Genomic DNA, 12,659 nt, shown 5'->3' with positions numbered 1-12,659 from the left:
TCCGTTGGGATATTATTTATATAAAAAGTAATTTTAAATCTTATTCGATCATCATGGCATCCCCGAAACTGAAGAAACGATATCTTTCCTTAACAGCTTCTTCATAAGCAGCCATAATATGTTCTTTTCCGGCAAGGGCTGAAACTAACATCAGAAGCGTGGACTCCGGCAGATGGAAATTGGTGATCAGTCCATCGATAGCTTTGAATTTATATCCAGGATAGATAAAGATCTCTGTCCATCCGCTTCCGGCCTTCACGATTCCATCCTCTCCAGCTGCGGACTCCAGGGTACGGCAGCTGGTAGTTCCCACAGAAATCACTCTTCCGCCGTTTTTCTTTGTATCATTGATCAGTTTTGCCTGATCTTCTTCCACAATATAAAACTCCGAGTGCATGTGGTGCTTTTCTACATCATCTACCTTTACCGGGCGGAAGGTTCCGAGACCTACATGTAAAGTTACATGTGCAATATTCACACCCTTCTCCTTTACTTTCTCAAGAAGCTCCGGCGTGAAGTGAAGTCCTGCGGTAGGTGCGGCAGCAGATCCCTCATTCTTTGCATATACAGTCTGATAACGGTTCTTATCCTTCAGCTTGTGGGTAATATACGGCGGCAGCGGCATTTCTCCCAGCTGATCCAGGATCTCTTCGAAAATCCCCTCATAATGGAACTGAATCAGACGGTTTCCCTCATCTACAATATCAATGATCTCACCCTTCAGGATACCGTCACCAAAAGTGATCTTTGCACCGGGACGTGCTTTTTTTCCCGGCTTTACAAGACACTCCCAGATATCATTTTCGCGGCGTTTTAGAAGCAGGATCTCGATCAGCGCTCCAGTTTCTTCCTTGTGACCATAAAGACGTGCCGGGATAACCTTGGTATCATTGATCACAAGACAGTCTCCCTTATGCAGGTAATCCAGTATATCGGTAAAATGACGATGTTCGATACTTCCATCTTTCAGGGACAGATGCATCAGTCTGGAAGAACTTCTGTCCTCCAGCGGATCCTGAGCGATCAGTTCCTGCGGCAGATCATAATAAAAATCTGATGTTTTCATAATTATTTTTCCACTTCCTCTTTCCACTGTTTGCGAAGCCTGCGGACCTCGTTCCACTCTTTGTTGGTCAGATCAGCTTTTGGTAAAAGATCCGGCCTCCATTTGGCTGTACGGATGATAGACTGCTCTCTTCTCCATTTATCCACATTGGCATGGTGTCCGGAAAGCAGCACCTCCGGAACCTTTTTGCCATGCCATTCCTCCGGGCGGCTGTACTGGGGATACTCCAGAAGATTCCCGGAAAAGGATTCCGTCTCACCGGATTCCTGATTATTCAGAACACCTGGTACCATTCTGGAAATAGAATCCATCATGACCATAGCCGGAAGTTCTCCTCCGGTAAGTACATAATCACCAATGGAAACATAGTCTGTTACGATTTCTTCCAGAACACGCTCATCAATTCCCTCATAATGACCACAGAGGAAAACCAGGTCTTCTTCCAGGGCAAACTCTTTTGCCATATCCTGATTGAAGGTTTTTCCCTGAGGAGTCAGAAAGATCACGCGGGGTTTCCTTCCAATACGTTCTGCAATGGATTCATAAGACAGATATACCGGCTCCGCCTGCATCAGCATTCCGGCTCCGCCGCCATAAGGATAATCATCTACCTTCTGGTGCTTATTGAATGCAAAATCCCGTATATTGATCGCTTCCAGTGATAACAGTCCCTTTGTAATGGCACGGCCTGTAATACTTGTGTTCATTCCGTTCTCAATCATTTCCGGAAATAATGTAAGTACATGATAATTCATTTAAACAAGCCCTTTCATCAAATGTACAGTCATGGTATTTTTTTCAACATCCACATCAAGAACACAGTCATGGATCGCAGGAAGCAGGATTTCCTCGCCATCCACACGATCTACAATATAAACATCATTGGCGCCGGTCTCCATCACATCACGGAGCACTCCGAATTTCTCCCCATTCTCCAGAAGTACCTCCATTCCGATGAGATCCGCCACATAATATTCGTCCTCGCCAAGCTCCTGTGCCTCTTCACGTGGGATCCAAAGCTCACGGCCCTTATACATTTCAATATCATTGATGTTGTCAATGCCTTCAAACTTCAGGATCGCAAGATTTTTAAAAAACTTTACATTCTGAATATTCAGTCTGCGAAGCTCTTTTCCTGTATCCAGAAGCACATATTCAATATCAAGAAAACGCTCTGCGTCATCCGTTGTCGGAAAAACTTTTACTTCACCACGGACGCCATGGGTCGTTGTGATAACTCCTACCTTTAATAAATCTTCCATTTTTGCTCCCTTTCAGAGTAAAAACAGGAGCCATGGAATCCACAGCTCCTGTCTCTTTTTCATTGCAGAATATCTACAATCACTTTTTTGCTGCTTTTTGAAGAAGCCGCTTTCACAACAGTACGGATTGCCTTGGCAATTCTGCCCTGTCTTCCGATAACCTTACCCATATCGGCCGGTCCGACCTTCAGTTCAACAACAATCGCGTCGTCTTTTTCAGTCTCAGTAACGACTACTTCATCCGGATTTTCAACAAGAGATTTTGCAATTACTTCTACAAGTTGTTTCATTACATACCTCCTTGCTCCTGCCTCATTAAGGCCACAGATCCAAATCTGTCAGGTATTATTTCTCGATTCCGGCAAGTTTAAGAAGCTTAGCAACTACCTCTGTAGGCTGAGCACCAGCTGCAAGCCATTTTTTTGCTGCCTCTTCATCGATTTTGTATACGCTTGGGTCAAGGTTCGGATCATATGTTCCGATCTCTGCGATGCATCTTCCGTCACGTTTGCAGCGAGAATCTGCTACTACGATTCTATAGAAAGGTGCTTTCTTCTGTCCCATTCTTCTTAATCTGATCTTAACTGCCATTTTTGTTTTCCTCCAATTATCTTTCTGAAAATTTATTGTTATTTATTAAAAGGGAAGCTTAAAGCCGCCTCTTTTTCCCATATTCATCTTGCCGCCTGTTAATCCCGGCATCTGTTTCATCATCTTCTTGCTCTGCTCAAACTGCTTCACAAGACGATTTACTTCTGTAATATCCACTCCGGCGCCTCTGGCGATACGGTTCTTGCGTGAGATGTTCAAAATGTTGGGGTTACTTCTCTCCTGAGGTGTCATGGAAAGAATGATGGACTTGGTACGGTCCATAGCCTTCTCATCGATCATACCCTCGATATCCTTCATCTTACCGCCCATTCCAGGAAGCATGTTCAGGATACTGGAAATACCACCCATCTTGTTCATCTGCTCCATGCTGGTAAGATAATCATTGAAGTCGAAGTCCATTTTCTTCAGCTTCTTTTGCATCTCCTGAGCCTGTTCCTGATCCACAGATGCTTCCACCTTCTCGATCAGACTCATTACATCGCCCATTCCAAGGATCCTGGAAGCCATACGTTCCGGATAAAACTGTTCCAGATCTGAAAGCTTCTCTCCCATACCAACATAGAAGATCGGTTTGCCGGTCACGGCTTTAATGGAAAGCGCAGCGCCGCCTCGTGTATCACCATCCATCTTAGTCAGGATCACACCATCAATGCCGACTTTATCAGAAAAGTTCTGCGCCACATTTACCGCATCCTGTCCTGTCATGGCATCAACTACAAGCACTGTAGCATCTACATTCACATTCGCTTTGATATCCTCAAGCTCCTGCATCATATCCTCATCAATGTGAAGACGTCCTGCTGTATCGATGAGCACAACATTCTGCTGATTGGATTTCGCATGCTCGATAGCTGCTTTTGCAATATCCACGGGATTCTGCTTATCTCCCATGGAAAAGACCTCGACGCCCTGTTTCTCACCGTTTACCTGCAGCTGTGTGATCGCTGCCGGACGGTAAACATCACAGGCCACAAGCAGTGGTCTCTTTCCCTTGGATTTCAGTTTGCCTGCCAGCTTGGCAACCGTCGTTGTCTTACCTGCACCCTGAAGACCGACCATCATAAGAACGGTAAGATCCATTCCCGGTTTGATCGGAAGCTCTGTTGTCTCACTTCCCATCAGGTTGACCAGCTCATCATTTACGATCTTGATCACCATCTGTCCCGGATTCAGACCATTCATAACATCCTGTCCGATAGCCTTTTCCTGAACGGATTTCGTAAACTGCTTAACGACCTTAAAGTTAACATCCGCTTCCAGAAGCGCCATCTTAACTTCCTTCAGTGCTACCTTGACATCAGCCTCTGTGAGACGGCCCTTGCCCTTCAGCTTCTTAAATACATTCTGCAGTTTATCTGTTAAACTCTCAAATGCCATTGATCATAACTCCTCTAATATCACATTGGAAATCGCCGCAATATCTTCGGCGTGGTACTTGTCAGCCAGTTCATGGATCTTTATGACCTGACTGCGGATGTTCAGGAATTTCTCGACCAGATGAAGCTTCTCTTCATATTCTTCCAACGTCCGATTGCACCGTCTGATCATATCATGCACACCCTGTCTGCTGATGCCAAGTTCCTCAGCAACCTCACTTAAGGAATAATCCTCAAATACCACACTGGTGTACACCTGCCGCTGCCTCTCTGTCAGAAGCTCTCCATAAAAATCAAATAAAAATGTCTGCTCTACAAATTTCTCCATCTGTAATCACCTTGGCTATCATACACGATTCCATCATACCTGTCAAGGGTTTTTGCTTTACAAATTTATTTTTTCCTGAATTTCACAAAAAAAGGCCGGAAAAGCACTTTTCTGCTGGGTTTTGCAGGCTTTTCCGACCTTTGTTATTCTATTTACTTCTTATTAATAAATGTGATATCTTTTCCATATTCTTTGATCAGCTTCGGAAGATCATTAACAGACATACAGCCCTGCCCTTTTTTCCGCACTTGTTTTGCCACACCCCAATATAAAAGGCTTGTTTCTGCACTTGTTTTCTCCTTATGATTCTATTATACTGTAAATCAAAAGAATCACACTTCCACATAACATGGCTATTATTCCTATTTTTTCCTACAAAATATAGGAAGGAGGATTTTCCTTGAAACTCAGTGCAAAACTCATCTGCTATCATTTACAGAAATCTTTTCCCCTGCATACATCCAGGCTGGATACAATTCCTTCCCTTTCCTGCCCTTCCTGCTTTGAAAAGAACACCTCTCTTCAGGATGGGCGTGTTTACCTTATCACAGATCCGGATTTTCAGCTCACTTTTCATCATCCCAAAAATATTCTGTTCCTGATGATTGGAAAAATCTATCAGAACTACGAATTAACTCAGCCAAACATGTGTATCATCCCTGAAGATATTCCGGTCAATATTGTCTTTAACAGGATTCAGGATATTTTTATCCTCTATGATCAGTGGAATCAGTCCCTGATGGATTCCCGTCTCCGGAACGCATCTATCCAGGAGCTTCTAGATCTTACAGCTTCCGTTATCCCTAATCCAATAATGCTGATCGGTATGGATTTTACTATCATTGCCTCCAGAGACTGGAATCTAAGTGATCTTTCCAATTCTGTTTTGGGTTCCACTGAAAATTCCTGGGCTATTGTGGACAGCCTGAAGCAGGATCCTCATTACGAAGAGGCTTTTTATAAAACCGGATATTTTTATTATCCGGGAAATGGCCTTACTGCTCCTTCTCTTTGCGTAAATATCTCCAATAGTGATAAAGCAGTATACAGGCTGATGTTTTCCGAAGGTGAGGTTCCCCTGGATGATACGTTTGGTTTTGTTCTGGAGTACCTTTCCCAGATGGTATCCCATGCACTTTCCACAGGTATCATGCACAGTCGGGATAAAGCTTTTCCTCTTCATCAGATTTTTATGTCCATTCTGACAGATCCCGGAGCTGATTATGTAAAAATCAGTCAGCAACTGACAAATGTGGGATGGCTTTCTTCCCATATGTATCAATGCATCCTGATCCAGACCGGACTGATCGACCAGAAAAATCTGACACTTAATGCCATCTGTAACTATCTGGAAAATACAATTCCTGCCACCTGTGCCACGGAACATAAAGGCAATGCTGTGCTTTTTATCAATCTGGATCTCTGCACTCTGACTATCCATGAGATTTCCGATAAGATCGAGGGCTTTATCAAAAGCAGCATGTTAAGCGCCGGATACAGCCGGAAGATGCTTGGACATTTTAATTTCCACCGGCAATACACGCAGGCTTCTGTTACCCTGCAGGTTGGAAAACGCAAAAATCCCGCAGAAAGTATCCACTATTTTGACTCCATCGCTCTGCCCTATATTCTGGAACAGGCAACCAAAAAGCTTCCTGCTTACATGATCTGTCACGAAAAGCTTCTGTCAATGAAATATAAGGATGAGGCAAAGCAATCTCATCTCTATGAAACACTGCGTTGTTTTCTGGAGCACAACCAGAACATTTCTCATACTGCCAGCGCTTTATTTATCCACAGAAGTACTCTTCTTTATCGTCTGGATAAGATCAAAGCTTTTCTGGATTCAGATCTTACAGACAGAAACGAGATCCTGTATCTGTTGCTTTCTTTTCATCTGATGGATATGGAAGAAGAAAACCGGAATGCAAGATCATAAAAAACGGAAACTCTCTTAAATATTTAGCGTTTTCCCAGCTGCCAAAATGCAACTGCACTGGCTGCCGCCACATTCAGTGAATCCACACCGTGTGCCATTGGAATACATACCGTATAATCACAGTCCGCAATGGTCTCCGAAGCAAGGCCATCCCCCTCTGTTCCAAGAACTACTGCCAGTTTTTCTTCTGCCATCAAATGAGGATCATCAATATCAAAGGAATCCTCCCTAAGAGCCATGGCTGCCGTCTTAAATCCCATCGCTTTCAGAGACCGGATTCCTTCCGTTTTCCACTCTGTTTTTTCATCAAAAAATGTCCATGGTATCTGGAATACGGTTCCCATGCTGACACGGATCGCACGGCGGTACAATGGATTGCTGCACCCCGGTGTCAGCAGCACCGCATCCATCCCAAGAGCCGCCGCAGAACGAAAGATCGCGCCTATATTAGTAGGATTTACCACATTTTCCAGAACTGCGATCCTGCGGGCATTTTTGCATACATCGACTATATCAGGAAGCGCCGGCCGGCGCATTGCACAGAGCATTCCTCTTGTCAGCTTGAATCCAGTCAGCTGCGTCAACACATCAAATTCTGCCGTATAAACCGGGATGTCTTCACAACGACGGATCAGTTCTTTTGCCTCACCCTCAACATGTTTATGTTCCACCAGAAAAGAAATCGGCTGGCACCCGGAATCTAAAGCTCTCTCAATAACCTTCGGGCTCTCCGCAATAAAGATCCCCTTCTCCGGTTCTGCCCGGTTCAAAAGCTGTATCTCCGAGATCCTGGCATATACATCCAGCTCCGAAGCGTTGAAATCTGTGATTTCTATGATATTTGACATGGTTATTTTTCTCCTGTTCTGTCTTCTTGTTTTCATCCTGCTATTGTAACAGAATCTCTTTGCAAAAGAAAGCCAGGTGTTATATGTTTCCACCTGGCTTTGCTGCTACTTGTAAAACAATTTGTTTATATTCAGATTCTCACTTCCATCCACCGGATCATATCCCCGATCACTTCATCTTTACAATACTCATTCAGGATCTCATGAAAAAGTCCGCCGTAGATCTTCATCTGCTTGTCTTTTGATCCTGCTTCTTTAAAGAAATCATAGGTATCCTGTACACTTACCAGACCGTCTTTCTCGCCGTGTGTCATAAGGACCGGATAATGGAACTCTGCTTTTTTCTCTTTGAACCAGTCAAGTCCGTCGCAGATCGCATAGCATAACCCCGCTGTAAAGGACTGTTTATTGTATGGATCTTTTCCGTACCAGTCTACCACTTCCTGTACAGAGCATACACCTGAACCCAGCTGATTGGCAAGGCGCGTATGTACATCCATTTCTCCCGGCACACCACGTATCAGATTGCCGTTATCTGCGGTCAGCGCACCACTGGTAATGATCCCCCGGAGCTTTTTGTCCGGATATTTGGCTCCGTACAGAGAAACTGTAAAGCCTCCCATGCTGTGTCCAAGAAGAAATACCGGGATATCCGGATTTTCTTCAATTGCCATATCCACAACTACGTTGGTGTCGTCCAGAAGCTCGTTGAAATCTGAATAAAAAGTCTCTTCACCCTCAGACCGTCCATGTCCTCTGTGATCAAAACGATAGGTTCCGATTCCCGCCTCATGAAGTTTTTCCGCAAAATAATCGTACCTGCCTTGGTGCTCACAAAGTCCGTGGACAATCACGATCACAGCTTTATTGTCTGCTGCTGTTTCTTTTTTCAGATACAGTTTCGTTCCGTCAAACGATGTGATCATACTTTCACCCATAATAAAACCCTCCCTTTTCTTTCTGCGAGATACATATCCCCATTATATGTCTCACGCTATCTGATAGATTTATCATATCATGAAATCTGTATTTTGATAACCCCTATTACTAATTATCAGCAATTATATGATTTTTACAAAAAGTAATGAAAAATAGAGGAGTGACATATTTTGTTCTCTGAACTATAATCACCTCAGTACAAAGGGGCTGTCGCACTAAAAAATTAGTGCGACAGCCCCTTCTTTTTTCATTGTTAGGGCAAATCCCTAACAAAAACGGCAGCGGAATATCTACATTTCCGCTGCCTGAATTTCTTATTCTACTTCTTCCGGCTCCATGCTGAGCATATGGCCTTCCTGATTTCCAATATCATATTTCTGTCCGTATTCCTTGAAATACTGGTAGTAGTCCGCACTGTTTGTGGGATAGATCTTGGAATCGTGAATATGAAGATCAGATCCTGTCTCTCCGCTCTTCATAAGTGCCACCATAGCACTTGCACAGTGAGTTGCGATACGACAGAAACTGTTAAGGATATCACTAAATACCGTTCCCTCTTCCAGTCCGCATTTGCCCTGGCTCAGTCGCTCTGCATGACGCATCTTCAGTACATCACAAAGTCCTGTGATCACAGCTCCGAGAGGTGCTACTCTCTGTGCCATTTCTTTATCGTCTTTCATGAAAGCATTGCAGGTTATATTGATATCCTCACGAACTGCCTCCATAACAACATTCAGCTCATCCCAGGCTTCCTGTGAAAAATTCGTATGGTTATCATGCATTTCATTGGACATATGAGCAATGTAAGAAGCATGATCACCGATACGCTCAAAGTCATTGATCGTATGCAGATACAGTGAAGTCTGTCTTGTCTGTGCAGAATTCATCTCTCTCTTTGTCAGCTGGATCAGATACTCTCCTAGACGACTTTCATACTTGTCGATCAGATCCTCTTTTCGCTGAACCTTATCATACTTATCCTGCTGATAATCATTCAGAAGATTCATGGCTCTGTTGACATTCTTACGGAGCTTCTTGGACATTCCGTTCATTACACGGTGACACTGTGCGATAGCAAGGGCCGGGTAATTCAGAAGACGCTCTTCCAGAAGATCAAAGTCTGCCTCATCTTCCAGATCTTCTTTGTCATCCTTCACAAGCCAGCATACCAGCTTCTCGATCTTTGAAATAAACGGGAACAGCACGATAACCGTTGCCAGACGGAACACCGTATTCAAAAGCGCGATCGCTACCGGTGTCATGGTCATATCCATAAATGTAAAATGTACAAACGCATTCACGGTATAAAAGATCACAGACCAGAGGATCAGCCCAAACAGGTCATTGATCAGATATACAAGAGCAGTTCTTTTACCGTTCTTATTTGCTCCGATGGCTGAGATCAGAACTGGACATGCAGCACCAACACCGATACCAAGAACGATCGGAAATGCACTTGCAAATGTCAGGATACCGGTTACGGAAAGAGCCTGGAGCACACCGACTGTTGCAGACGCACTCTGGAGTACCGCAGTAAAAGCGATACCTACGAGAATACCCGCGATCGGATTGGAAAACATAGTCAGCATCTTGATGAACATCGGACTCTCACGCAATGGAGATACCGCACCACTCATCATCTGCATACCTGTCATCAGGATTGCAAAACCAAGCATGATATTTCCCACGTTCTTATGTAAGGTACGCTTACAGAACATACGGAAAATAATACCAACTACAGCCACAACAGCAGAAATAGTTGCTGTGGAAAGAACACTAGCGATTCCATTTGATCCTTCAATATAAGAAAGACATAAGATCCAGCCAGTAATACTGGTTCCGATATTGGCTCCCATGATGATACCGATCGCCTGTTTCAGTTTCATCATACCGGAGTTTACAAAACCGATCACCATAACTGTCGTCGCAGAAGACGACTGGATCACACTGGTAACACCAGTACCAAGTGCGACACCCTTCAGCGGAGTATTGGTCATCTTATAAAGAAATGCTTCCAGCTTATTACCAGCTGCCAGCTTCAGACCATCGCCCATTAGGGACATACCAAACAAAAATAATGATACTCCACACAACAAAGATAAGATCATTGAAAAAATTGCCATAATTTTCTCCTTTGTCATACTCGCTTCCTGTCATAATCTGTCAGGAGCCATGTTATCCTGAAAATGCAACTTTACATTTCCTTAATCTGGATTTTTCTTATTTTTAACATTTTCCCATTTATTATGCCACATCAATTTCCATATTACAACAACAGATTTATTTCGAAAATAAAAAAATCGAAGGCAGCGGATCATCTTCCAAAACTCTGCCTTCGAAATGAGTATTTTTGAGTTATTTTTCACAAAATTTTTTATTTTTCCAGGCGCATCAGCATATCATCCAAAATATTTTCCAGGTACTCTCCCGTTGTTCTTTCCCCTTCTTTTTTTATCTGGAGCATCGCTTTCATATCTTCATCAGACAGACAGATGATCAGTTTCCCGCTTTCCCGTAGACTTCCCCGTGCAGCCATTTTCGCATGTTTATCCGCTCCTTTTCTGGAAATAATGATCGCAACTTTACGGAGAGCTTTTTCGTACAGATATTTTTCTGTAGTGTAAATTTCCCTCTGAGTAATAGGCTTTTCATAGTTTTTAAACTCGAACACGATATACTTCGTAGAAAAATACTTACAGATCGTGTCAAAAAAATCCTGTGTCACCCCGTTTTTGATCTTACAGCACATGTCAAAACGATACAGATCTTCCTCTGTTGTCTTCTGCTGCTCCCACAAAGTCAGATATTCTCCAAGGATATATTTCAGAATAGAAACACAAAGTTCCTCATATTTCTTGAAAGCTGCACTACCGGTCTCCAACACTTTTAACTGCGCTATATAGCTGTCAGCAACCGATTCCGGATCCGTATTCTCCATCTGGCTGCTTTCCTCAAAGATAAAAGGCTCCGGTCTCTCCGGTTCTATGTTTTCCACCGAATAATTCAGAATCGAGATCAGTTCGTTCTTCAGTTCCGGATAGTCCTCAAAGAGCCACAGCACATTTCGGATGTCCCAGACATATCCAAGCTTCGCCTCTTCGTACTTTCTCTTAGTCTCATCAGAGACCAGATTCGCCACTACACAGATATTTTGTAATGGCAGATCCTTTTTCTGATCTGACACTGCTTTTCCAACCAGACGGCTATAACTCTGCAACCGTTTAAGTGTAGCGATTTCTTTGGAATCACTGTACATTCTGGTCATAAAGACCCATTCATCGCTTTGGAAAGAAACCCCTTTATATGTAAGGTATTTTTCAAAAAGCTGCTTAAAGCGGGCCATATTTTCCCAGTTTTTCATCTGCACATCACCCTCTGAATTTATATAGGGTTCTACGCAGAGATTGCGAACGACCTGTTCTGTCACTTTTATGTTCGGCGCATATATCAGGCTTCTGTACATCCGGCTTTTGTTTGGCACAGAACGTGGAAAATCTTCCGGAAATCCCTTTAATCTGGCTATTTCTTTGTGTGTGATCTTATGATAGACGCCATGGATACGGATCAGCGGCATTTTTATCAGATTCAGACGAACCTGCCCGGATTCCCGATAACCGCCTTTTTCCCAACACAAAACGCTGTCACCGGCATGCGAAGCATCAATCTTCTCTTTCGCAAAATCAATTCTGTAATACCAGGAATCCTGTGGATTCATTTCCACCCAGCCATCCAACAGGATACTACTCTTATGGACCTGCACCGGCATGATCATATCCGAAGCATTCACTCTTTTTGAAACAATATATGCAAATTCTTCCCGCAGCGGAAATGCAGTAACCTCCGAACTCTGGATATTTTTATGCGTGATATGGTATCCATATTCTTGCAGCTGAAAAATGTGCTCCTTTATGAACCCTTTCCATAATTGCTTTTTCATAACAAAAAGAATGGCCGGCGGTCGTCTTCTTTGCACCAGGGTCAAACTATAAAACACCTCTTCTGCTTTCGACTGCGTCAGATCAAAAGCCCAGACATCACTGTCCGGAACTGTGGCAGGATCTATGGAAGAAAGGCTGCATGCAGTTACATTTTGACTTATATTTTCCTGATAGATCTCTATCACTTTTCTGTCCGGCTCATATGCTTTCAAAATCTCATAACCGGCATTTTGAAAACCAAGAGTCAGCGCACCGATACCGGCATTAAAGATCACCACTGTATTCTTCATATATTTTTTCCTATCTTATTATTTGTACTGTGACAGCAGCTCCAAAAGCTTACCACTGTTG

At 43.4% G+C, this 12,659-nt stretch carries 12 protein-coding genes; 1 reads left to right on the top strand and 11 read right to left on the bottom strand.

Going from position 1 to position 12,659, the window contains the following annotated elements; genetic code table 11:
- Positions 1-40 precede the first annotated feature (40 nt).
- Genes queA through ylxM form a run of 7 tightly spaced genes read right to left on the bottom strand, consistent with a single transcriptional unit; the run spans position 41 to position 4,644 of the window.
- Entirely contained in the window at positions 41-1,066 is a 1,026-nt protein-coding gene (gene queA / locus NE638_RS03175; protein WP_015525215.1) for a tRNA preQ1(34) S-adenosylmethionine ribosyltransferase-isomerase QueA, read from the bottom strand.
- Between the two features lie 2 nt (positions 1,067-1,068).
- Positions 1,069-1,821: a tRNA (guanosine(37)-N1)-methyltransferase TrmD gene (gene trmD, locus NE638_RS03170; protein WP_015525216.1), complete on the bottom strand. Its 753-nt coding sequence runs from the start codon at positions 1,819-1,821 to the stop codon at positions 1,069-1,071.
- On the bottom strand, positions 1,822-2,328 hold the full coding sequence (rimM, locus tag NE638_RS03165; protein WP_059085894.1) for a ribosome maturation factor RimM: 507 nt from the start codon (positions 2,326-2,328) through the stop codon (positions 1,822-1,824).
- A 59-nt stretch (positions 2,329-2,387) separates the two neighbouring features.
- On the bottom strand, positions 2,388-2,618 hold the full coding sequence (locus tag NE638_RS03160; protein WP_015525219.1) for a KH domain-containing protein: 231 nt from the start codon (positions 2,616-2,618) through the stop codon (positions 2,388-2,390).
- A gap of 55 nt (positions 2,619-2,673) precedes the next feature.
- A complete protein-coding gene (gene rpsP, locus NE638_RS03155) occupies positions 2,674-2,919 on the bottom strand; it encodes a 30S ribosomal protein S16 (RefSeq protein ID WP_015525220.1) in 246 nt (81 codons plus the stop codon).
- A gap of 45 nt (positions 2,920-2,964) precedes the next feature.
- A complete protein-coding gene (gene ffh / locus NE638_RS03150) occupies positions 2,965-4,317 on the bottom strand; it encodes a signal recognition particle protein (RefSeq protein ID WP_015525221.1) in 1,353 nt (450 codons plus the stop codon).
- A 3-nt stretch (positions 4,318-4,320) separates the two neighbouring features.
- Positions 4,321-4,644 carry a YlxM family DNA-binding protein gene (ylxM, locus tag NE638_RS03145; RefSeq protein ID WP_015525222.1) on the bottom strand — a complete coding sequence of 108 codons (324 nt, stop codon included), beginning with the start codon at positions 4,642-4,644 and terminating at the stop codon, positions 4,321-4,323.
- Between the two features lie 400 nt (positions 4,645-5,044).
- On the opposite strand from ylxM, the gene NE638_RS03140 reads away from it, so the two are divergent.
- Positions 5,045-6,583: a PucR family transcriptional regulator gene (locus NE638_RS03140; protein ID WP_059085895.1), complete on the top strand. Its 1,539-nt coding sequence runs from the start codon at positions 5,045-5,047 to the stop codon at positions 6,581-6,583.
- Positions 6,584-6,606: 23 nt separating this feature from the next.
- Here NE638_RS03140 and NE638_RS03135 read toward each other — a convergent pair whose 3' ends face one another.
- The 4 genes from NE638_RS03135 to NE638_RS03120 all read right to left on the bottom strand — a co-directional run bounded on the left by NE638_RS03135 (position 6,607) and on the right by NE638_RS03120 (position 12,598).
- Positions 6,607-7,431, bottom strand: a complete 825-nt coding sequence (locus NE638_RS03135; RefSeq protein WP_059085896.1) for a TrmH family RNA methyltransferase — start codon at positions 7,429-7,431, stop codon at positions 6,607-6,609.
- 131 nt (positions 7,432-7,562) lie between these two features.
- Positions 7,563-8,369 carry an alpha/beta hydrolase gene (locus NE638_RS03130; protein WP_015525224.1) on the bottom strand — a complete coding sequence of 269 codons (807 nt, stop codon included), beginning with the start codon at positions 8,367-8,369 and terminating at the stop codon, positions 7,563-7,565.
- Between the two features lie 315 nt (positions 8,370-8,684).
- Complete coding sequence (locus NE638_RS03125; protein ID WP_059086898.1) at positions 8,685-10,493, bottom strand: Na/Pi cotransporter family protein; 1,809 nt, start codon at positions 10,491-10,493, stop codon at positions 8,685-8,687.
- 251 nt (positions 10,494-10,744) lie between these two features.
- A complete protein-coding gene (locus NE638_RS03120) occupies positions 10,745-12,598 on the bottom strand; it encodes a DNA cytosine methyltransferase (protein ID WP_059085897.1) in 1,854 nt (617 codons plus the stop codon).
- Between the last annotated feature and the right edge of the window lie 61 nt (positions 12,599-12,659).

The sequence above is a fragment of the Blautia sp. MSK.18.38 genome, assembly GCF_024460535.1.
Lineage (GTDB): Bacteria > Bacillota > Clostridia > Lachnospirales > Lachnospiraceae > Blautia_A > Blautia_A fusiformis.
The sequence above is the reverse complement of the archived record's forward strand: the minus strand, read 5'-3'. Positions and strand labels throughout refer to the sequence as shown.